This window comes from Streptomyces sp. NPDC053755 (assembly GCF_040677675.1).
Classification (GTDB): domain Bacteria; phylum Actinomycetota; class Actinomycetes; order Streptomycetales; family Streptomycetaceae; genus Streptomyces.
Genome location: NZ_JBFASK010000051.1, coordinates 1 through 19,785 on the forward strand (window position 1 = coordinate 1; position 19,785 = coordinate 19,785).

Annotated in this window: 20 protein-coding genes; 13 read left to right on the plus strand and 7 right to left on the minus strand. The window is 72.8% G+C overall.

Annotated features, from left to right (window positions below; genetic code table 11):
- Window positions 1–182 precede the first annotated feature (182 nt).
- The gene (locus AB0K65_RS30095; protein ID WP_365722060.1) at window positions 183–1,790 is read right to left on the minus strand and encodes a regulator; all 1,608 of its coding nucleotides are present in this window, start codon (window positions 1,788–1,790) and stop codon (window positions 183–185) included.
- Window positions 1,791–2,083: 293 nt separating this feature from the next.
- On the opposite strand from AB0K65_RS30095, the gene lipB reads away from it, so the two are divergent.
- The 4 genes from lipB (at window position 2,084) to AB0K65_RS30115 (ending at window position 5,231) form a co-directional block, all read left to right on the plus strand.
- Window positions 2,084–2,935: a lipoyl(octanoyl) transferase LipB gene (gene lipB / locus AB0K65_RS30100; protein ID WP_365722062.1), complete on the plus strand. Its 852-nt coding sequence runs from the start codon at window positions 2,084–2,086 to the stop codon at window positions 2,933–2,935.
- A gap of 116 nt (window positions 2,936–3,051) precedes the next feature.
- On the plus strand, window positions 3,052–4,011 hold the full coding sequence (gene lipA / locus AB0K65_RS30105) for a lipoyl synthase (RefSeq protein ID WP_365722064.1): 960 nt from the start codon (window positions 3,052–3,054) through the stop codon (window positions 4,009–4,011).
- Between the two features lie 292 nt (window positions 4,012–4,303).
- Window positions 4,304–4,516, plus strand: a complete 213-nt coding sequence (locus AB0K65_RS30110) for a hypothetical protein (RefSeq protein ID WP_137994733.1) — start codon at window positions 4,304–4,306, stop codon at window positions 4,514–4,516.
- 10 nt (window positions 4,517–4,526) lie between these two features.
- Entirely contained in the window at window positions 4,527–5,231 is a 705-nt protein-coding gene (locus tag AB0K65_RS30115; RefSeq protein WP_365722067.1) for a DUF4191 domain-containing protein, read from the plus strand.
- Between the two features lie 86 nt (window positions 5,232–5,317).
- Here the strand turns inward: AB0K65_RS30115 and AB0K65_RS30120 are convergent, their stop codons facing one another.
- Complete coding sequence (locus AB0K65_RS30120; protein ID WP_365722069.1) at window positions 5,318–5,785, minus strand: RDD family protein; 468 nt, start codon at window positions 5,783–5,785, stop codon at window positions 5,318–5,320.
- A 221-nt stretch (window positions 5,786–6,006) separates the two neighbouring features.
- On the opposite strand from AB0K65_RS30120, the gene glnA reads away from it, so the two are divergent.
- Window positions 6,007–7,416, plus strand: a complete 1,410-nt coding sequence (gene glnA, locus AB0K65_RS30125; RefSeq protein ID WP_365722071.1) for a type I glutamate--ammonia ligase — start codon at window positions 6,007–6,009, stop codon at window positions 7,414–7,416.
- 104 nt (window positions 7,417–7,520) lie between these two features.
- Here the strand turns inward: glnA and AB0K65_RS30130 are convergent, their stop codons facing one another.
- Window positions 7,521–7,796 carry a hypothetical protein gene (locus tag AB0K65_RS30130; protein ID WP_365722073.1) on the minus strand — a complete coding sequence of 92 codons (276 nt, stop codon included), beginning with the start codon at window positions 7,794–7,796 and terminating at the stop codon, window positions 7,521–7,523.
- Window positions 7,797–7,931: 135 nt separating this feature from the next.
- On the opposite strand from AB0K65_RS30130, the gene AB0K65_RS30135 reads away from it, so the two are divergent.
- The 3 genes from AB0K65_RS30135 (at window position 7,932) to AB0K65_RS30145 (ending at window position 9,344) form a co-directional block, all read left to right on the plus strand.
- On the plus strand, window positions 7,932–8,291 hold the full coding sequence (locus AB0K65_RS30135) for an ArsC/Spx/MgsR family protein (RefSeq protein ID WP_365722075.1): 360 nt from the start codon (window positions 7,932–7,934) through the stop codon (window positions 8,289–8,291).
- 49 nt (window positions 8,292–8,340) lie between these two features.
- Window positions 8,341–8,523, plus strand: a complete 183-nt coding sequence (locus AB0K65_RS30140; protein WP_365722115.1) for a hypothetical protein — start codon at window positions 8,341–8,343, stop codon at window positions 8,521–8,523.
- 83 nt (window positions 8,524–8,606) lie between these two features.
- Window positions 8,607–9,344: a hypothetical protein gene (locus tag AB0K65_RS30145; protein ID WP_365722077.1), complete on the plus strand. Its 738-nt coding sequence runs from the start codon at window positions 8,607–8,609 to the stop codon at window positions 9,342–9,344.
- A gap of 44 nt (window positions 9,345–9,388) precedes the next feature.
- On the opposite strand, the gene AB0K65_RS30150 is transcribed toward AB0K65_RS30145, so the two are convergent.
- Complete coding sequence (locus AB0K65_RS30150) at window positions 9,389–10,297, minus strand: Gfo/Idh/MocA family oxidoreductase (RefSeq protein WP_365722079.1); 909 nt, start codon at window positions 10,295–10,297, stop codon at window positions 9,389–9,391.
- An 865-nt stretch (window positions 10,298–11,162) separates the two neighbouring features.
- On the opposite strand from AB0K65_RS30150, the gene glnII reads away from it, so the two are divergent.
- Window positions 11,163–12,194 carry a glutamine synthetase gene (gene glnII / locus AB0K65_RS30155; protein ID WP_365722081.1) on the plus strand — a complete coding sequence of 344 codons (1,032 nt, stop codon included), beginning with the start codon at window positions 11,163–11,165 and terminating at the stop codon, window positions 12,192–12,194.
- Between the two features lie 392 nt (window positions 12,195–12,586).
- Window positions 12,587–13,162 (plus strand): winged helix-turn-helix domain-containing protein, encoded by a 576-nt coding sequence (locus AB0K65_RS30160; protein ID WP_365722083.1) that lies wholly within the window; start codon window positions 12,587–12,589, stop codon window positions 13,160–13,162.
- Here the strand turns inward: AB0K65_RS30160 and AB0K65_RS30165 are convergent, their stop codons facing one another.
- Window positions 13,163–14,665, minus strand: a complete 1,503-nt coding sequence (locus tag AB0K65_RS30165; RefSeq protein WP_365722085.1) for a PepSY domain-containing protein — start codon at window positions 14,663–14,665, stop codon at window positions 13,163–13,165. It abuts the gene before it with no gap.
- A 45-nt stretch (window positions 14,666–14,710) separates the two neighbouring features.
- The gene (locus AB0K65_RS30170; protein ID WP_365722087.1) at window positions 14,711–15,346 is read right to left on the minus strand and encodes a hypothetical protein; all 636 of its coding nucleotides are present in this window, start codon (window positions 15,344–15,346) and stop codon (window positions 14,711–14,713) included.
- A gap of 367 nt (window positions 15,347–15,713) precedes the next feature.
- Between AB0K65_RS30170 and AB0K65_RS30175 the strand changes: the two genes are divergently transcribed.
- A complete protein-coding gene (locus AB0K65_RS30175) occupies window positions 15,714–16,706 on the plus strand; it encodes an NAD-dependent epimerase/dehydratase family protein (RefSeq protein WP_365722089.1) in 993 nt (330 codons plus the stop codon).
- 65 nt (window positions 16,707–16,771) lie between these two features.
- Window positions 16,772–18,196, plus strand: coding sequence for a DUF1996 domain-containing protein (locus AB0K65_RS30180; protein WP_365722091.1), 1,425 nt, complete (start codon window positions 16,772–16,774; stop codon window positions 18,194–18,196).
- 161 nt (window positions 18,197–18,357) lie between these two features.
- On the opposite strand, the gene AB0K65_RS30185 is transcribed toward AB0K65_RS30180, so the two are convergent.
- A complete protein-coding gene (locus AB0K65_RS30185; protein ID WP_365722109.1) occupies window positions 18,358–18,786 on the minus strand; it encodes a hypothetical protein in 429 nt (142 codons plus the stop codon).
- 117 nt (window positions 18,787–18,903) lie between these two features.
- Between AB0K65_RS30185 and AB0K65_RS30190 the strand changes: the two genes are divergently transcribed.
- A complete protein-coding gene (locus tag AB0K65_RS30190; protein ID WP_365722093.1) occupies window positions 18,904–19,704 on the plus strand; it encodes a tyrosine-protein phosphatase in 801 nt (266 codons plus the stop codon).
- Window positions 19,705–19,785 lie beyond the last annotated feature (81 nt).

A 19,785-nucleotide genomic window follows, 5' to 3' on the forward strand; every position in this document is an offset into this window, starting at 1 on the left:
GCGGGGCGTCCAGGAGGCACCGCTCCCCGCCGAATCGCCCCGCTGGTGGGGCACCTCCCGCCGGCGGAGGGCCCCCGCCGGGCGGACGGGAACCCGGGCGCCTGAACGGGGACCGACCGGAGGTACGGGGCGGCACCCCGGCCGTGCGCCGGGCCGGCGCTCCCGTCCGGCCCGCCGGCCCGTCAGCCGATCGCGGCCACCCGGTCGCGGTAGGTGCGGACGGCCGCCGCGTCGCGGTAGGGCTCCAGGCGGCGCTCGAAGTCGCGGACGTACTCGATCGCGCGGGCCGAGCGCATCTCGGAGGCCTGTTGGGCGGCCTCGGCGCCCAGGGCGCAGGCCTGGTCCAGTTCGCCGAGGCCGAGGCGGGCGGAGGCCAGCACCACGCGGCAGAAGAGGCGGCTGCGCGCGAAGCCCGGCGCGCGCAGCTGGAGGGAGCGTTCGGCGTGCTGCGCCGCCGAGCGGTACTGCTGCAGATCGCGGTGGCAATGCCCGAACTCGTCCGCGAGCTGGGCCTCGTCGAACGAGCGCGCCCAGTAGGGCACCTCGTCCCCCGGCCGGGCCGCTTCGAGGGCGCGCTCGGCCCGCGCGAGCGACGCGCTGCTCGCCCGTGCCTCGCCGAGGACGCCGTGCCCGCGCGCCTCCACCGCGTGCAGCAGCGCCTGGACGACGGGCGGCGCCGACGCGCCGACGCCCTGCTGGGCGACCCGCGCGAGCTGCACGGCCTCGCGCCCGTGCCCGAGATAGACCGCCTGCCGGCTCATCGTGATCAGGACGTACGAGCCGTAGGCGCGGTCGCCGGCCGCCTGGGCGAGCCGCAGCGCCTGGACGAAGTACCGCTGCGCCAGGCCGTGCGCGGCGATGTCGAAGGAGGTCCAGCCGGCCAGCCGTGTCAGGTCCGCCGCGGCGGCGAAGAGCCGGCGGCCCACGGACTCGCCGTAGGTGCCCCGCAGCATCGGCTCGGCCTCGTGCTCGAGGTAGCGGACGAGTGCCTGGCGTGCGTGACCGCCGCCGTAGGCGTGGTCGAGGGTGCGGAACAGTTCGCCGACCGAGCGCAGGGCGGCGATGTCCCCGCTGGAGACCCGCTGACCGGGCCCCCGGTCGGTGCCGCGCTGGCGGGGGACGGAGAAACGGCCCTGAGGCGGGACGCGGGCGTCCTGCGGGCCGCGGGCCGAACCCTCGGCGGCCCGGACGTCGGTGCCGGTCCTGCCGTCCGCGCCTCCGTGCCGTTCGGCGCCCAGGCGTCCCTCCAGGCCGCCGAGCCGGCCCTCCGCCCCGGGACGCCGCTCCGGGGCGGGGCGGGGGTCCTGTCCCGGCCTTCCGGCCGCGTACCCGTCCCCCCGGGCCACCCGCTCGTCCGCGCGGCCGATCAGCCAGTCCCGGCTGGGGACGACCAGACCCGCGGGGGTGAAGGCGATCTTGCGCAGCTCGGCGTGGCTGCCCGAGTCCTTGCGCCACAGCCCGCTGACGATGTCGACCGCCTCCTCCGGCGTCGCCGCGAACTCCAGACCGGCGTAGACCGGCGCGCAGGCGTCGAGGCCGAGGTCCTGGGCCGAGAGGCGGCGGCCGAGGCGCCGGGTGAAGACCTCGGCGATCAGGGCCGGGGTGGTGCCGCGCGGCTGCTGACCGCGCAGCCAGCGGGTCACCGAGGTCTTGTCGTACCGCAGGTCGAGGCCGTGCTCCAGACCGAGCTGGTCCACCCGCCTGGCCAGGCCCGCGTTGGAGAACCCGGCTTCGGCGATGAGTGCGGCGAGCTGGCGGTTCGGGATGCGCTGCGGGGGTCGTTCCGTCATCAGCTGTGCGGTCTCCTGCCTTCCGGGCCCGGGTGGCAGCCCTCGTGGACCCTCATGGAACGGCGCGAATTTAGCGGCCCTCACCGCCCGTACCGCCACCTTCGCCCCACATTCATCCGATCGTGTGAGGATTGGGGAGGTCGCTGACGTGTCGGCCCCCGCCCGCACCTGCCGGACGGGCGTGTCCGGTGCGGCCGTACAGTGGCATGGGCGCGAATGACGCAGGGTGCCGAGCCGGCCCCCCGGGACGATCCCCGGACCACGGCCTCCGGCACCCAGGAGGAGGCATTGCCGTGAGTGAGCTGCGATTCGTCCGCTTGGGCTTCGGCGACGAGGCCGTCGAGTACCAGGTGGCCTGGGACAAGCAGCGCGAGGTGCACGCGGCCCGGTTCGCCGACGAGACCGAGGACACCTGCCTGCTCCTGGAGCACCCGCCCGTGTACACCGCGGGCCGGCGCACGGCGGAGAGCGAGCGCCCCCTGGACGGTACGCCGGTGGTGGACGTGGACCGCGGCGGCAAGATCACCTGGCACGGCCCCGGCCAGCTCGTCGGCTACCCGATCATGAAGCTGCCCCGCCCGGTCGACGTCGTCGCGCACGTCCGCCGCCTGGAGGAGGCGCTGATCCTCACGGCCGCCGAGTTCGGCCTGGAGACCACCCGGATCGAGGGCCGCAGCGGCGTGTGGGTGCTGGGCGACCCGGTGGAGCGGCGTCCCTCGCTGGGCGGCCTCTCCCTCGACTTCGACCCGCGGCTCAACGACGAGGAGTTCGACCCCCGTCTGAACGGCCCTGAGTACGCCCCGTCCAACGCGGGCCAGCGCCGCGAGGACCGCAAGCTGGCGGCGATCGGCATCCGGGTCGCCAAGGGCGTCACGATGCACGGCTTCGCGCTGAACGTGAACCCCGACAACACCTGGTTCGACCGGATCATCCCGTGCGGCATCAGGGACGCGGGCGTGGCCTCGCTCGCGAACGAGCTGGGCCGGGACATCACGATCGAGGAGGTCCTGCCGGTGGTGGAGAAGCACCTGAGGGCGGTCCTGGAGAACGCGGAGCCGAAGCCGCGCGAGGTCGTGCGCGAGACGGCTCCGGCCGCCGCGCCCGCTCCCGCGGCCACCCCTCTCCCCGCCTCCGCCTCCGCCTAGGAAGCGCCGGCGGGGAATGCCGGGCCTCGGCCACAGGTTGGCCAGACGGAAAGACGTACGAACCAACGGGCGTACCCTGGTGGGCGCCGAAGAATCGAAGCTACAGGGAGCCGGTCGTGTCCGCAGTCGCACCCGACGGACGCAAGATGCTGCGCCTGGAGGTCCGTAACGCTCAGACCCCCATCGAGCGCAAGCCCGAGTGGATCAAGACCCGGGCGAAGATGGGTCCCGAGTACACGAAGATGCAGAGTCTCGTGAAGAGCGAGGGCCTGCACACGGTCTGCCAGGAGGCGGGCTGCCCCAACATCTTCGAATGCTGGGAGGACCGCGAGGCCACCTTCCTCATCGGCGGTGACCAGTGCACGCGGCGCTGCGACTTCTGCCAGATCGACACGGGCAAGCCCGAGGCGCTGGACCGGGACGAGCCGCGCCGCGTGGGCGAGTCGGTCGTCACGATGGACCTGAACTACGCCACGATCACCGGCGTCGCGCGCGACGACCTGGAGGACGGCGGCGCCTGGCTGTACGCGGAGACGGTGCGCCAGATCCACCAGCAGACGGCGGACCGCGCGGACGGCCGTACGAAGGTGGAGCTGCTGGCCCCCGACTTCAACGCGGTGCCGGAGCTGCTGGCGGAGGTCTTCGCCTCCCGCCCCGAGGTCTTCGCGCACAACGTCGAGACGGTGCCGCGGATCTTCAAGCGCATCCGTCCCGGCTTCCGCTACGAGCGCTCCCTCGACGTCATCACGCAGGCGCGGGACTACGGTCTGGTCACGAAGTCGAACCTGATCCTCGGCATGGGCGAGACCCGCGAGGAGATCAGCGAGGCGCTGCGCCAGCTGCACGAGGCGGGCTGTGAGCTGATCACCATCACGCAGTACCTGCGCCCGTCGGTCCGGCACCACCCCGTGGAGCGCTGGGTGAAGCCGCAGGAGTTCGTGGAGCTGAAGGAGGAGGCCGACGAGATCGGCTTCTCCGGCGTGATGTCGGGTCCGCTCGTGCGGTCGTCGTACCGGGCGGGGCGTCTCTTCCAGCAGGCGATGGAGAAGCGCGGCGAGGCCACGCTCGACCGGTGAGGCGCGGCCGGCCCCGCCGACGATGTGAATCCGCGCACAAGTAGTTACCGGCCAGTAATGGCCGAATCCGACGCGGCCCGTACGCCTCCGCAGGTCAGGGAGGCCGTACGGGCCGTTTCGGCGTCTTCGGAGCCACCCGGCCGCGCGCATCCACGCTTCATCAGTGTTTGACCACCGGGTCATGCGCTGGTAACACCGAACCGTGACCCTTGGGTCACGGAGGGTTGTCCCGGACCGCCGCTCCCCTCGCCTTCCCCCACCTCGTCTCATCCGTTCTCGAGGGAGGACCCACATGCAGGCCGCGACACATGTCCGCGCCACCGCGATCCCGTCCGTCACCGACGCCCTGAAGGCCGTCGAGGCGCTGCTCCTGGCCGGAGGCCAGCGCACCGCCCGCCGTAACGCGTGGACCTCCGTCCTGGAGGACCGCCGCCGGGCCAAGGACCGGGTCGAGGCCCAGCATGTGATGGAGGCCGTGGCTGGCCACGCTTCGCGGGCCACGTAAACTTCAGGACATGGCGAGGAAGGCAAACACGGGCAGCGGTGACGCTGCGAACCAGGGGCGACTGAAGCAGATCGCCCTCACGTACAAGATGACCCGAAAGGCCGACCCGAAGGTCGGGCTTGTCGTCGCTGGCGTGGGCATCGTCGTACTCGGTGTCCTCCTCGCGATCGGCTTCCTGATCGGGCACCCGGTCTACGTCGGCATCCTGGGCTTCATTCTGGCCCTGCTGGCGATGGCGATCGTCTTCGGACGGCGCGCCGAGAAGGCCGCCTTCGGTCAGATGGAGGGCCGGCCGGGCGCGGCGGCGGCGGTGCTGGAGAACATCGGGCGCGGCTGGACGACCACCCCGGCGGTGGCGATGAACCGGAACCAGGACGTCGTGCACCGCGCGGTCGGCCGGGCCGGCATCGTCCTGGTGGCGGAGGGCAACCCGAACCGGGTGAAGACGCTGCTCGCGGCCGAGAAGAAGCGGATGGCCCGGATCGTCGTCGACGTTCCGGTGCACGACATCGTCGTCGGCAACGGCGAGGGTCAGGTGCCGCTGAAGAAGGTCCGTACGACCATGCTGAAGATGCCTCGGGTGCTGTCCGGCCCGCAGGTGACGGTCGCCAACGACCGGCTCCGGGCGATGGGCGACCTGATGAGCAACATGCCGCTGCCGAAGGGTCCGATGCCCAAGGGCATGCGGATGCCGCGCGGCGGAAAGATGCGCTGAGGTCCCGCACACGCGAAGAGGGCGCCCCCGGAACCGCGCGGTTCCGGGGGCGCCCTCTCGCTGCGGCGGGTCCGCCCGCCGGGCGGTCAGATCCTGACCTGGACGGCTCCGGCGAGGCGGTCGTGGAGGCCGCGCCCGTCGCGGTCCCAGATCAGGGCCGGGATCGCCAGGCAGACGAGCACGCTGCGGAGCACCACGCGGGGGAAGCCGAGGCGACCGCCCTGCACGGAGGCCACCCGCAGACCGAAGAGCCGCTTGCCGGGGGTGAAGCCGACCGTGCCGACGGTGAGCACGCTCACGGCGAGCAGGATGACCAGGGCCCAGTTGCCGGTCGCCTGGTCATAGCCGTGCGTGACAAGGCCGTATGCGATCAGCATGCACAGCGCCCAGTCCACGGCGAGGGCCCCGATCCGCCGCCCGGGGCGGGCGATCGAGCCCGGCCCCTCCTCGGGCAGACCCAGCTGCTCCCCCCGGTAACCGAAGTCCACACCGGCGTCCTCGGCCGCCGCGCGGGGTCCCGAGAGCCACGATCCCAATGCTTGCCTGTTGTCCACGCGTCCACGGTACTGTGCCCGCTTTTGATCACTTCGGCCTGGGTGCGGACCGGCCCGCCGCGACGCCGGTCACACGCGCGCCGGTTAACTTGGGCGAAACAAATGGGTCATGCTTGAGAAATCCCGTCTGCCTATGGTCGGGTCCAGCGTGTGCCACCGCACTGGCCGCACGACCGAGCTGCAACCCCGCCCCTCCCCGGGCCGGGAGTAGGAGGAGTTGGATGTTCCAGAACGCCGACGAGGCCAAGAAGTTCATCAAGGACAACGACATCAAGATGGTCGACGTCCGTTTCTGTGACCTTCCGGGAGTGATGCAGCACTTCACGATCCCGGCGACGGCGTTCGACCCGTCCGAGGAGCTCGCCTTCGACGGTTCGTCGATCCGCGGCTTCCAGGCGATCCACGAGTCGGACATGGCGCTGCGCGCGGACCTGTCGACGGCCCGCCTGGACCCGTTCCGCCGTGACAAGACGCTGAACATCAACTTCTTCATCCACGACCCGATCACGGGCGAGCAGTACAGCCGTGACCCGCGCAACATCGCGAAGAAGGCGGAGGCCTACCTCGCCTCCACCGGCATCGCCGACACCGCGTTCTTCGGCCCCGAGGCGGAGTTCTACGTCTTCGACTCGGTACGCTTCGAGACCTCGGCGAACCAGGGCTTCTACCACATCGACTCCGAGGCCGGCGCCTGGAACACCGGCAAGGAGGAGGACAACCGGGGCTACAAGGTCCGCTACAAGGGCGGCTACTTCCCGGCCCCGCCGGTGGACCACTTCGCCGACCTGCGCGCGGAGATCTCCCTGGAGCTGGAGAACGTCGGCCTCCAGGTCGAGCGTCAGCACCACGAGGTCGGCACCGCCGGCCAGGCGGAGATCAACTACAAGTTCAACACGCTGCTCGCCGCGGCCGACGACCTGATGCTCTTCAAGTACATCGTGAAGAACGTCGCCTGGCGCAACGGCAAGACCGCGACCTTCATGCCGAAGCCGATCTTCGGCGACAACGGCTCGGGCATGCACGTCCACCAGTCGCTGTGGGCGAACGGCGACCCGCTCTTCTACGACGAGCAGGGCTACGCCGGCCTCTCGGACACCGCCCGCTACTACATCGGCGGCATCCTGAAGCACGCCCCGTCGCTGCTGGCCTTCACCAACCCGACGGTGAACTCCTACCACCGTCTGGTCCCGGGCTTCGAGGCCCCGGTCAACCTGGTCTACTCGCAGCGCAACCGCTCCGCGGCCATGCGCATCCCGATCACGGGCTCGAACCCGAAGGCCAAGCGCGTCGAGTTCCGCGCCCCGGACCCGTCCTCGAACCCGTACCTCGCCTTCTCCGCCCTGCTCCTCGCGGGCCTCGACGGCATCAAGAACAAGATCGAGCCGGCGGAGCCGATCGACAAGGACCTGTACGAGCTGGCCCCGGAGGAGCACGCGGGCGTCGCCCAGGTGCCGACCTCCCTCCCGGCGGTCCTCGACGCCCTGGAGGCGGACAACGAGTACCTCCAGGCGGGCGGTGTCTTCACCTCCGACCTGATCGAGACCTGGATCGACTACAAGCGCACGCACGAGATCGCCCCGATCCAGCTGCGCCCGCACCCGCACGAGTTCGAGCTCTACTTCGACCTCTAAGCCGTACGCACGCACCAGCGCGGCGAAGGCCGCCACCCCTCCGCGAGGGGTGGCGGCCTTCGCCGTTCTCCTGGGGTGCGCGATCGGTCGGGACGCGGCCTTCGTCAGCGGCCGTAGCGGATCAGGGTGCGGACCATGCGGCAGGTGGTGTCGGAGGGCGGGTGGATGCCGAGCTGCTCGGCGGTGGTGCGTATCTTCGCGTTGCCGGCCTTCGCGGGGTCGTAGACGCCCGAGTCGAGCAGGGCGATCGCGAGGCGCATGGCCTTCAGGCGGCGGTTGTGGCTGACGTACCACTCGCGGGGTCGGCCCGCGGGGAGCGGCTGCTTCCGCAGGGGCTTCCAGGGTTCGAGGGACAGCGTCCGGATCGTGGCGACGGCCATGGGCGACCTCCTGGCGAACGGTGGGTGAGGGCCCTCCCCGGGACCCTCACCTTCACTCATGATTTTACCCGTCACCACTGACAATCATCCCTGGCCAGACCGGGTTTGAGGCTCTCGGCGGGTACCGTTCGCACCATGGAGATCTGGATCAATCCCGCCTGTTCGAAGTGCCGCTCCGCCGTCGAGCTGCTCGACGAGGAGGGCGCCCGGTACACCGTGCGCCGCTACCTGGAGGACGTACCGACGCCCGACGAGATCCGGGCCGTTCTGGAGCGGCTCGGGCTCGAGCCGTGGGACATCACCAGGACGCAGGAGGCCGACGCCAGGGAGCTGGGTCTGAAGGACTGGCCCCGGGACGAGGCGAACCGGGACCGGTGGGTGGAGGCGCTCGCCGCGCGTCCCCGGCTGATCCAGCGGCCCATCATCACGGCGGACGACGGCACGGCGGTGGTCGGCCGGTCCGAGGAGGCCGTACGGGACGCCCTGGGGCGGTGAGAAGCGGGGCGGGGAGGCCGGGAACCGGGAAGGGGACGGGGGTGACCGCGTGACGGCGGGCGGGTGGAGCGAGGCGGCCGAGGTGCTCGGTGGCCGGTTCCGGCATCCGGACACGGTCGGGGCGGAGGGGGCGGACGGCCTGGTCGGGGGGTATGCCACGCCCCCCGAGCGGCTGTACGGCGCTGCTCTCCAGGCCCTGGGCACGGCTCCGCGGGAGGTCCTGGGCGACTGAAGGACCTCCTCCGATTGAGCGGAACGGGCCCGCTCCTCGTATCTGACGCCACAGGAACCGACAGGAAACGAACGGAGCCTCACGTGTCACGCAGGAGAACGCTCAGCCGGAGGAAGAAGATCACGCTGGTGGCCGGTGCCCTCGTACTCGTCGGGGGCACGGCGGTGGTGCTGACGGGGACGAGTCAGGCCTCGGCCGCCTGCGACGGTATGGCCACCGCGCTGGCGAACAACCAGCGGTTCATCGCGGACCAGCGTGCCCGGCCGGACGCGCTGTCGGCGGCCCGCATCGCCAACCGTGAGGCGGTGATCGCCGAGATCCGGCGGCAGCAGGCGGCGGCCGGGTGCGGCGCCGAGGCCGAGGGCGCGGACGAGGCCGCGAACGGAGGAGGGAACGGAAACGGAGGAGGGAACGGAGCCGGCAACGGAAAGGGAAACGGCAACGGGAACGGGAAGGGGAACGGAGCCGGGAACGGCGGTGGGGGTGACGCCGACGACGGTATGCAGACCCAGGCTCCGCCGGCCGAGGCCGAGCCCGCCCCTCCCGCCTCGGCGCCCCCGGCCGACGGGGCCGGTGACGTCGTCTGCGCCGGGTCCACCGTCACCCTCTCCGGCGAGGCCGGCGCACCGGCCGCGTCCAGCGGCCAGTTCCCTCCGGGCACGCGGCTCAGGGTGACCAACCTCGACAACGCGAAATCGATCACCGTCGAGGTCACGTCGGCCTCCGGCAGCTGTGTGCTGCTCAACAACGAGGCATTCGAGCAGGTGCGTGAACCGGGGAAGTTCCTGATCCGCAAGGCCCGGATCGAACGCGTCGGCTGAGCCCGGACGGTGGTGGCGCCGGCGGCGGCCGCCGGCGCCACCACCTACGCCTCCGACGCCGCCTTCGTCTCCGCCTCCGTCAGGATCTCCGTCAGCCGCAGACCGAACCGGGCGTCGCACCCGTGCGGCACCCCCGTCCGCGCCGCGGCGAGGAGCGCGTCGACCGCCCCGCCCAGCGCCCCCAAGGCACCGTCCCAGCCCGGCATGACCGCGCGTCCCCGCTCGCCGTGCAGTGTGAGCGCGGCCTCCGCGGCCCCCGGCGGGGCGCTCAGCGTGAGCGTGGCCGTGCTGCTCGCACCCGAGGCGTGACGCAGGACCAGGTGGCGGGTGTCGGCCGGGCCGCGCACGCAGCTGATGCCGGTGACGTCACCGAGCACGGGGAGGTAGACGGAGAGCACGTGCGGGCCGACGTCCCACAGGCCGCCCTTCTCGCGCCGCCACGGTGAGGCGGCGTACTCGCTCGTCGAGCCGGGGGCGAAGAGCGAGCCCAGCCAGTGCGCCTCCCCAAGGAACCAGCCGCCGGCCGCCGCCTGCTCGTCGATCCACCGCGCCGTCGGCTCCGCGAACCGCAGCGTGCAGAAGACGACGGAGGCCACGCCCGCCTTCTCGACCGCCTCCGCCACCTCCCTGGCCGCCGCGACGGTCGTGGCCACCGGCTTGTCGAGGAGGACGTGGCAGCCGGCGGCGGCCGCACGCGCCGCGAGCGGCGCCTGGATGTCCGGCGGCAGTGCGAAGGCCACGGCGTCGCTCGCCTCGAAGAGGGCGTCGACATCGTCGTACGCCCGCGTGCCGCACGCCTCGGCGATCCCGGCCGCCGCCTCGGCCCGTCTGCCCCACACCCCGCTGAACTCCACGCCCTCGTGCGCGGCGAGCGCGGGCGCGTGGGTCCGCCCGGCCCAGGGGCCGGTGCCGAGGAGTCCGATACGGGGCGTGGCGCCCGGAAGCTTCGTCATGTCCCCAGTCTGCCGGTCCCGTCCGGCAGCGGGCCCGGGCGGGTGCCGTGCCCGTGACCCGGCCGGGGCCGGGTGCGGCGCACACGCCCGGGCCCGCTGCGGCGGACGGGCGCCGCGCGGGTGAACCCCCGTATACGACACACGGAACGGTGAGCCACGGCGGCCGGCGGGCGTGCGCCCACGGCGGCGACCGGGGGCGCGGAGGGTCCGGCGGCGCTGGTGGAGACGGCTCGGGGCGTGTCGGGGCCGGCGGATGCAGCCGTCCCGAGGGGGGCGCGACGCGCCGGCCGGACGTCGGGACGGGTCGGAACCGGGGGAAGGGGTGCGGGGTCCGGGCTCGCGGGATCCGTGCTCGCGGAGACGCTGCGGGTCCTCGCTTGGCACGCCGGGCGATACGGGCCGATGCCGTACGCCGCCGACTCCGCGGGAGCCGCCTTCGTCGTCCCGCTCCCCGCTGAGGGGCACCACCCCGGCGATCCGATCGCCGACCGCGCGGGGGCGGACGGCCGGTCCGCGGGCGTTCCGGCTCCCCGGGAACCGGATCCGGCACGGTCGTCCGCCGCGCCGGATCCCCGGCGCGGACGCGCACCTCGGGCGCGCGGCGGCGGCGCTCGGCACCGCATACGCCGAGGTCGCACGGCGGGTCGGGGCGGCCGGGCCCGTCCGGCCTCCGCGCGCGCGGGTGATCGCACAGCCTCCGCGGGAATCGCAGGAAGGCTGAGTAACACGGGGTTCACAATCGGGCAACGGGCGGGAAATCCCGTGTTGCGAAGCTGCGCGCAGACACCGAGCACGACACCGCAGCTCTCGCAGCGTCGCGAGCCGCCGCGCGTCCCCGCAGCAGCATGCCCAAAGGATGAGGCCCGTGACCTTCAAGGCTGAGTACATCTGGATCGACGGCACCGAGCCGACCGCGAAGCTTCGCTCGAAGACGAAGATCATGGCGGGTTCGGGCGCCACCCTCGCCGAGCTTCCCATCTGGGGCTTCGACGGATCCAGCACCAACCAGGCCAAGGGCCACGCCTCGGACCGCGTCCTCAAGCCGGTCTTCGTCTGCCCGGACCCGATCCGCGGCGGCGACGACCTCCTCGTGCTGTGCGAGGTCCTGAACACGGACATGACGCCGCACGAGTCCAACACCCGTGCCGCGCTGGCCGAGGTGTACGCGAAGTACGCCGCGCAGGAGCCGATCTTCGGCATCGAGCAGGAGTACACCTTCTTCGACGGCGAGCGTCCGCTCGGCTTCCCGGTCGGTGGCTTCCCGGCGCCGCAGGGCGGCTACTACTGCGGTGTCGGCGCCGACGAGATCTTCGGTCGTGACGTCGTCGAGGCGCACCTGGAGAACTGCCTGAAGGCGGGTCTGGGCATCTCCGGCATCAACGCCGAGGTCATGCCGGGTCAGTGGGAGTTCCAGGTCGGCCCGCTGGCGCCGCTGGAGGTCGCGGACCAGCTGTGGGTGGCCCGCTGGCTGCTCTACCGCACGGCCGAGGACTTCAAGGTCTCGGCGACGCTGGACCCGAAGCCGGTGAAGGGCGACTGGAACGGCGCGGGCGCGCACACCAACTTCTCGACCAAGGCGATGCGCGAGGGCTACGACGCGATCATCACCGCGGCCGAGTCGCTGGGCGAGGGCTCGAAGCCGCTCGACCACGTCAAGAACTACGGCGCCGGCATCGACGACCGCCTGACGGGCCTGCACGAGACCGCCCCGTGGGACGAGTACTCCTACGGCGTCTCGGACCGTGGCGCCTCGGTCCGCATCCCGTGGCAGGTCGAGCAGGACCAGAAGGGCTACATCGAGGACCGCCGCCCGAACGCGAACGTCGACCCGTACGTGGTGACCCGCCTCCTGGTGGACACCTGCTGCGAGGCCCTGGAGAAGGCCGGCCAGGTCTGATCCGCACCCGCACGACGCCGAAGGGCGCCCGCCGTGACCACGGCGGGCGCCCTTCCGCCGTGCCGGGCCCGGCACTTGGCGCCGCGACCGGCGGGGGACGTGTCCGGTCCGTCGGCGATCCGGCCCGTAAAGCGGGGTCGGGAGGCATTCCCGAGTAGTAGACTAGGGATATGGCCATCACTCAGAACGACATCGCGACGGGTCGTCACGACCTCGAGCCGTTCTGGCCTTCCCGTCAGCACCACGACTTCGACCGGTGCTGTCGGCGCGTGAGGAACGCGTCGGCCCTCTAAAGCCCCGATCGGTACGGTCCGATCCCCGGCCTTCGGCCCACGCGCACGACGTACGACGCCTCCCCGTCCGTTCCCTCGCGCGAAATGAGCTGATCCGTCATGGCCCCCACCCAGAGCGCCTCCCTGAGTACGCCCCTCACCGCCGTCCGTCCCGGACGCCACCGACTCCGGGCCGTCGATCCGAACGAGGTCGCCGAACTCTCCCGGGTGGCGGAGTTCCTGCCGCCCGGCGCCACGCTGCTGCCCGCGCCGCCGCACACCCTGCCGACGCTGCCCGGACGGCCGCCGATGGTCGGGTACCTCGTCCTCGTGCCGGCCGACCAGCAGGTGACGGTGCCGTCCCCGGCCGGTGACCCCCTGGCGGCAGCGGCGGGCACGGAGACCGTCGCCGACCCGGGGCCGGTCACCATCGACGGCGCCCAGCGGATCGCCGTCGTCGACGGGGAGCCGCTGGACCTCACGTACCTCGAGTTCGAACTGCTCGCCCACCTCGTCGCCCACCCCCACCGGGTGCACACCCGGGACCAGTTGGTGACCACGGTGTGGGGGTACGGGCATGTCGGCGACGGCCGGACCGTCGACGTCCATGTGGCCCGGCTGCGCCGCAAGCTGGGCGCCGAGCACCGCCACACGATCCAGACCGTGCGGCGGGTCGGCTACAAGTACACGCCCTGATCAGGCCTCGCGGGTGAGGTCCCGGTCCCGGGACCTCACCTTCGTCACGGCTCCGGCCGCGAGGTCGGCCACCAGGAAGGCGAGCAGGCTCAGGCCGAGCAGCGGCACGAACCAGCCGGCCAGGGCGGTGACCGCGAGCAGCGGCAGCAGCATCGTCGGCGGCACGCTCCGCCAGGCCCCGCGCGCGGCCGGGCGGCCCGGGCGGCGCAGCCACCACATGCGGTAGCCCGAGACGATCAGCACGATGAGCGCGAGCGCCAGGGCGGCGAGTGCCAGCTGGTTGAACGGTCCGAGGAAGACGCCCATGTGGGCGTCGATGCCGAACCGGGTCGCCTGGGCGAGCAACGGGTAGTCGGCGAAGCGGAGTTCGTCGATGACCGTGCCGTCGGCCGGGTCCACGGCCACCGAGTCCAGGTGGACGGGGAACCGCGCGTCGGTCTCCTTGACGACGTAGCCCTTGCCCTCGGAGGGCAGGGTGACGGACGTCGGCCCCTCGATGCCGGCCGCGCGCGCCGCCTCGACCGCTTTGTCGATGCCGACGTCCGCGCCCCGGGCCGGTCCGGCGTCGTGGCCGGAGCCGTGGCCCGCGTGCTCCCCGGACCCGCCGGACGCCGCGCCGTCGAGCGCGGCGGAGACGGACGGGGTGGCGCCGCCGAGCTGCGCGCGGACCATGTCGATGTTCTCACCGGCGTAACGCGACCAGGTCAGACCGGTGGCGGAGAGCAGCAGGAGCCCGGCCACCGCCGCCAGGCCGACCGTGCCGTGCCAGGAGAGGGTGCGGCGGCGGGACTTCGGTCCGCGTTCCGGTACGAACAGGGCGCGGCGGTTCTTCCGGCGACGGCCGATCCAGAGGGCCAGGCCGCCGAGCGCGACCACCCAGAGCCAGCTGGCGGCCAGCTCGCTGTAGTGGCGGCCGAGGTCGCCGAGGTGCAGATCGCGGTGGAGTTCGTCGATCCAGGTGCGCAGCGGCAGTGCTCCGGAGCTGCCGTAGCTGGGCAGTTGTCCGCGTATCTCGCCGGTGTAGGGGTCGACGAAGACGGCGAGGGACCTGCCCTCCTCGACGTCCGGGTCGGCCATCAGGACCCGGGTGGTGGCGCCGGGTTCGGAGGAGGGCCAGACGGCGGTGACGGTGCCGTTCGGGTTCACCTTCGTGGCCGCGTGGACCTGCTGGGACAGCGGCAGGGTCCGCTCCCCGACGGGGGCCTCCAGTTCGTGCGCGTACAGCACCTTCTCCGCCTGGAAGGAGAGGGCGTAGAGCATGCCGCTGGTGGCGGCGACGAGCAGGAAGGGGGCGATGAGCAGACCGGCGTAGAAGTGGAGGCGCAGGACGAGGGGGCGCAGGGCGTTCCAGCCCCGGGGCCGTGACCCATGGCCGGACTCGGCGGCCGGCCGGGTGGGGGGCCCGGTGACCGGATCGGTGGCGGGGTCGGCGAGGGCGCCGGTGGCGGTCTCGGTGGTTCTCGGCTCGGCCGTGTCAGGGCGTGCGGGATCGTCGATGGTCATGACTGTCCTCGGAGTCGGTGTCGACAGGGGGAATCGGCCCCCGGGTCAGACGTGGACTCCGAGGGCGGTGGCGCGGGGTGCGGACAGGCGGGGCGGGCCGCGCCGGGAGAGGGTGTGCGCGAGGACGACGCCGCGCAGCCGGTGGTGGTGGTGCGGACGCGTGCGGCCGGGTCGTGGGCGCGGCGGCGCCGGTACGGGCGCGACGGCGAGCAGCAGCCGCAGCGGGGTGAAGGTGCGTGCCGCGACGGCCCGGGCGAGGGCGAAGAGCGCGGCTTCGCCGCGGGCCAGCCAGAGGCCGCAGATCACGGCGGCGAGGAGGTGCGCGGCGAACATGCCGACGGAGGTGTGGCCGGTGACCGTCCCCAGGGCCGTGTCCAGGAGCGTGTCGGCCGTGGGCGCGTCGCCCACGGCCGGACGAGCCGCGGAGGTGTGCCCCACCGGCGGCTCCCCCATGAGCAGGTGATCCGTCGGCGTGTGGGCGGAACCGGGCGCGCCCGCGTGGGGGGTGCCGGCGTGCGACTCTCCCCACGCGAAGACCAGGTGCAGCGCCGACTGGACGGCCGGCAGGCCGGCTCCGATCGCGAACGGCCCCCGGCGCCGGCCGCTCGCCGTCCAGGCGAGGGCGGTCGTGCAGGCGAAGGCGACGAACAGGCGGCCGGGGTCGATGGCGTGCGCAGACATGGACGAATGCCCCACGGCGGCCAAGGTCACGCACACCGCCGCGAAGAGGGCGGCTCGCAGCGCGCGTATCGGCGACCGGGCATCCGTCATGGTCCGGACATGGTGCCATCCCGCCGTCCGGTGCGGGAGACCACCGGCCGCGTCCCGCCGGACGCCGTCTCCCCCGCCGGCTGTCACCCCCGCCTGACGGCCTGTCCCCTCCGCCGGCTGCCGCCCCCGGCCCGACGGCCTGTCCCCGCCCGCGTCCTCTCCCCGTCACCGGCCGCGGTCCCGCCGGACGGCCTGTCCCGCGCCCCTGCCCGGTTCCCCTTTCCTCCCGTGGCGGAACGGGTGGGGGAACGGCCCCGCCCGGGTGCACAGTCGTGGCATGAGACTTCTGATCCTGGGTGGCACGGAGTTCGTCGGACGGGCCGTGGCCGAGGCCGCGCTCGCTCGCGGCGCGGAGGTGACGGTCTTCCACCGGGGACGCCACGAACCGCCGGCCGGTGTCCGCACGTTGACCGGCGACCGCACCGTGCCGCCGTCCGAGGGGCTCGCCGCGCTCGCCGACGGGGAGTGGGACGTCGTCGTCGACACCTGGTCGTCGTCGCCCTCTGCGGTGCGGGACGCGGCGCGGCTCCTCGCCGACCGGGCGGGGCGGTACGTCTACGTGTCCAGCCGCTCGGTCTACGCCTGGCCGCCGAAGGCCGGTCTGGGCGAGGACGGACCGCTGGCCGAGGGGGATCCGGACGCCGGTGAGGTGCCGTACGCACAGGCCAAGCGGGGCGGCGAGCTGGCGGCGCTCGACGCCTTCGGCCCCGACCGGAGCCTTTTCGTCCGGGCGGGGCTGATCGTCGGCCCGTACGAGAACGTCGGCCGGCTTCCCTGGTGGCTGGGCCGGATCGCCCGGGGCGGACCGGTCCTCGCGCCGGGACCGCGCACGCTGCCGCTCCAGTACATCGACGTGCGCGACCTCGCCGCGTGGACGCTCGACGCGGCCGGGGCGGCGCTTTCCGGCCCGTACAACCTGGTCTCGCCTCCCGGGCACACCACCATGGGCGACCTCCTCGACGCCTGTGTCCAGGTCACCGGTTCGGACGCGGAACTGCGCTGGACGGACCCGGAGACGATCCTGGCGGCGGGCGTCGAACCCTGGTCCGACCTGCCGGTCTGGATCCCGCCGGGCGAGCTGTACGACGCGATGCACACCGCCGACGTGTCGAAGGCCGTCGCCTCGGGGCTGCGGTGCCGACCGGTGAGGGAGACGGTCGCCGACACCTGGGCGTGGCTGGAGTCGATCGGCGGCGCGGCGCCCCAGCGGCCGGACCGTCCGTCGCTCGGTCTCGCGGCGGAGCGCGAGGCGGCTCTGCTGGCGTCGTGACGTCGCGCCGATGTCCGGTCGGAATCGGGTTGAACACCCGGGCCCTCCCGTCCGTATAGAGCCGCATGGGACGCACACGAAAACGTTCGACACGCGCGAAGCGTGTGGTGGCCGCCTCCGTCGCACTCGTGCTGGGCGGAGGCGGACTCGTCGCCGCCAATGTGTACGCCTCGGCCGGTGAGAGCCGGGGCGATCCGGCCGCGGTCCGGGCCACGTCGCTCTCCACGATCGACTGTCCCGACGTGGGCGAGGAGCTGCCCGAGGTGCCCGGCTCCGTACGCGGCGCGGTGGACAGGGAACTCGCCACGCTGGACAACCAGATCACCGTCGCGTACCAACGGTTCGCCGACAACAAGCAGCGGGCCGAGAGCGACCCGCGCTTCGCCGAGCAGCAGATCCTGACCCCGCTGAGGAACGAACGCGTCAACATCCTCCAGCGGATCAGCCTGATGCTCCGGCAGCCGTCGATGGAGGGCCTCGCGCCGTGCACCCTGCGCGCCGACGACGAGGATCCCGCCGAGGGCGGCCAGGAAGGCGGGCAGGACGAAGGGGAGGAAGGCGGCGAGGAGGGCGGACAGGAGGAGGAGCCGGGGCAGGCCGGCAACGGGCCCGAGGCCTCGGACTTCGTCGACATCCAGTCCGTACCGCCGAACGTGAAGCTGCCCCGGCAGCGCAGCGGCGCCTCCCGGGGCACCTTCACGACGAACTGCGGGCGGAACGAGAACGGCAAGTTCAACCCGGACAACGTGATCGTCGCCCCCGGCGTGAGCAACGGCGCGCACCACATGCACGACTACGTCGGCAACCAGGCCAACGACGCCTTCGCCGGGGACGACGATCTCGCCAGGGGGCGGACCACCTGCCGCAACCAGGGCGACCGTTCCACCTACTACTGGCCGGTGCTGCGGCTGCAGAACGGGCAGGCGGAGGACGACGCCGAGGCGGACGGCGGCGGCAAGGACCAGAACGTGGGCGAGATCCAGACCCCGGCGCAGGTCACCCTGAACTTCGTCGGCAGTCCGGTCTCCAAGGTCACCGCGATGCCCCGCTTCCTGCGGATCATCACCGGGGACGCGAAGGCGTTCACCAACGGCGACGCCAACGCCAACGCCTCCTGGTCGTGCACCGGTTTCGAGAACCGTCAGCTGAAGGACAAGTACCCGATCTGTCCGCAGGGCAGCAAGGTGGTCCGGACGTTCCGCTTCCAGAGCTGCTGGGACGGGCGGAACACCGACAGCGCCAACCACCGTACGCACGTGGCCTTCGCCGATCCGGCCTCGGGCCGGTGCGGCAACGGCTTCCGGGCGATTCCGCAGCTCGTGCAGCGGATCGTGTACGACGTGCCTCCGGGGCCGGGGTTCGCCGTCGACTCCTTCCCCGAACAGCTCCACAAGCCGATCACCGACCACGGCGACTTCATCAACGTCTTCGACCAGCGCCTGATGAAACGGATGGTGAGCTGCCTCAACGATGGACGCCGCTGCACCTGACCTCACGGGTGCCCCCGGGGCGCCCCTGACGGTGTCCCCTGGGGACGCCCTCAGGGGCGCCCTCCGCGGTTTACCGGCAGGACGTCTCCCGGGGGCCCTTCACCGGGCCCCTCGGGTGTCCTACGGGGGTGTCGTTCGGCGGTGTCCCGCCGCGGTGGTCCTCAGTGGTGTCCCTCGGCGTGGGAAGGGCTCGCGGAGTGCGAGGAGTGCGGCGCGTGCGGCGCGGTGGTCTCGACCTGACCGCCGAGCCGTCCGCGTACGCGCTCCACCGTCCGCTCGTCCCCCGCCACGGTCCACTTCCGGCCCACGAGATAGGCGCCGCCGTAGTCCTTGGCCTCGTTGATCCACTCGCGCTGGCCGCGGTCGCTGGCGAAGGTGAGCAGGACGTACGTGCCGTCGCCCGTCGCGCACTTCGCCTGGCGCAGCTCGGCCGCGTCCGTCTGGAGGTCGGGCTCGCACTCGGCCTTCGCGGCGATCTGCTCCAGGGTGCCGGTGGCCTCCTCGGGGGGCTCGCCCCCGGCGCCGCACCCGGCCGTCACCAGCACCGCGACGGCCAGGACCGCCGCCTCCACCGTTCGCCGCGTACGCATCACCATGGGCTCATCCTGCCCGTCCGGCCCTCCGTTCGGTGCCCGAACGCCAGGAGTGGTGGAATCCGATCGATTGCGGTTTGGTACGAAAAGGACCGATCCGGAGGAGTCGACGCCATGCCCGCCATCCCCGCTGCCACCGTCGCCAATCTCCGGGACCTCGGCACCCTCTCCCTCGGCGAGAACCGCAGCGTCCGTTCCGGCCGGATCTTCCGCTCCGGACGGCTCGACCGGATGGACCCGGCCGACCCGGTGGTGGCCGGACTGGGCATCCGGACCATCGTCGACTTCCGGACCGCCGCCGAGCGCGCCGACCGGCCGGACCACGTCCCGGACGGCGGGCGGCTGCTCGTCGCGGACGTGCTGGCCGACCACCTGGCCGCGAGCGGCCTGCCGCCCGCGGCCCGGCTGAAGACGCTGCTCGCCGACCCGGCGCTGGCCGAGGAGCTGCTGGGCGGGGGCAAGGCGCGCGAGGCGTTCGTCCGCACGTACCGGGCCTTCGTGGCCACCGACTCCGCCCGCGCCGCCTACCGGGCCTTCCTGATGGAGCTGGGCGATCCGCACACCGGTCCGCTGCTCTTCCACTGCACGGCGGGCAAGGACCGCACCGGCTGGGGGGCGACGATCGTGCTGTCCGTCCTCGGCGCGGACGACGAGACGGTGATGACGGAGTACCTGTCGGTCAACGCCGCCGTCCGGCAGGCCTTCGCCCCCATGATCGAGGGGTTCACGGCGCAGGGCGGCGACCCTGACCTGGCACTGGCGCTCATCGGGGTCGTACCGGAGTACCTCGCCGCGGCGCTCGACGAGGTGGCGGTCCGGCACGGCTCGATGGAGAAGTACGTACGGGAAGGGCTCGGGGTGCCCGACGAGGTGACGGCCGTGATCCGCGAGCGGCTGACGGTCCACGGGGCCTGAGCCGCCCGCCGCGCCCCCGCGAGCCCCGGTCGCAGGGCCGTACGGCCGGGGTGACCATCGCATGATTCGCTCGTTCTGCTG

Coding starts and splice junctions, on each gene's coding strand:
- AB0K65_RS30110 (WP_137994733.1), top strand. CDS start 4,304: ATGCAGGCCGCGACACATGTCCGCGCCACCGCGATCCCGTCCGTCACC.
- AB0K65_RS30135 (WP_365722075.1), top strand. CDS start 7,932: ATGGAGATCTGGATCAATCCCGCCTGTTCGAAGTGCCGCTCCGCCGTC.
- AB0K65_RS30150 (WP_365722079.1), bottom strand. CDS start 10,297: ATGACGAAGCTTCCGGGCGCCACGCCCCGTATCGGACTCCTCGGCACC.
- AB0K65_RS30160 (WP_365722083.1), top strand. CDS start 12,587: ATGGCCCCCACCCAGAGCGCCTCCCTGAGTACGCCCCTCACCGCCGTC.
- AB0K65_RS30130 (WP_365722073.1), bottom strand. CDS start 7,796: ATGGCCGTCGCCACGATCCGGACGCTGTCCCTCGAACCCTGGAAGCCC.
- AB0K65_RS30165 (WP_365722085.1), bottom strand. CDS start 14,665: ATGACCATCGACGATCCCGCACGCCCTGACACGGCCGAGCCGAGAACC.
- AB0K65_RS30115 (WP_365722067.1), top strand. CDS start 4,527: ATGGCGAGGAAGGCAAACACGGGCAGCGGTGACGCTGCGAACCAGGGG.
- AB0K65_RS30170 (WP_365722087.1), bottom strand. CDS start 15,346: ATGTCTGCGCACGCCATCGACCCCGGCCGCCTGTTCGTCGCCTTCGCC.
- AB0K65_RS30185 (WP_365722109.1), bottom strand. CDS start 18,786: ATGCGTACGCGGCGAACGGTGGAGGCGGCGGTCCTGGCCGTCGCGGTG.
- AB0K65_RS30095 (WP_365722060.1), bottom strand. CDS start 1,790: ATGACGGAACGACCCCCGCAGCGCATCCCGAACCGCCAGCTCGCCGCA.
- glnA (WP_365722071.1), top strand. CDS start 6,007: ATGTTCCAGAACGCCGACGAGGCCAAGAAGTTCATCAAGGACAACGAC.
- AB0K65_RS30175 (WP_365722089.1), top strand. CDS start 15,714: ATGAGACTTCTGATCCTGGGTGGCACGGAGTTCGTCGGACGGGCCGTG.
- AB0K65_RS30180 (WP_365722091.1), top strand. CDS start 16,772: ATGGGACGCACACGAAAACGTTCGACACGCGCGAAGCGTGTGGTGGCC.
- AB0K65_RS30190 (WP_365722093.1), top strand. CDS start 18,904: ATGCCCGCCATCCCCGCTGCCACCGTCGCCAATCTCCGGGACCTCGGC.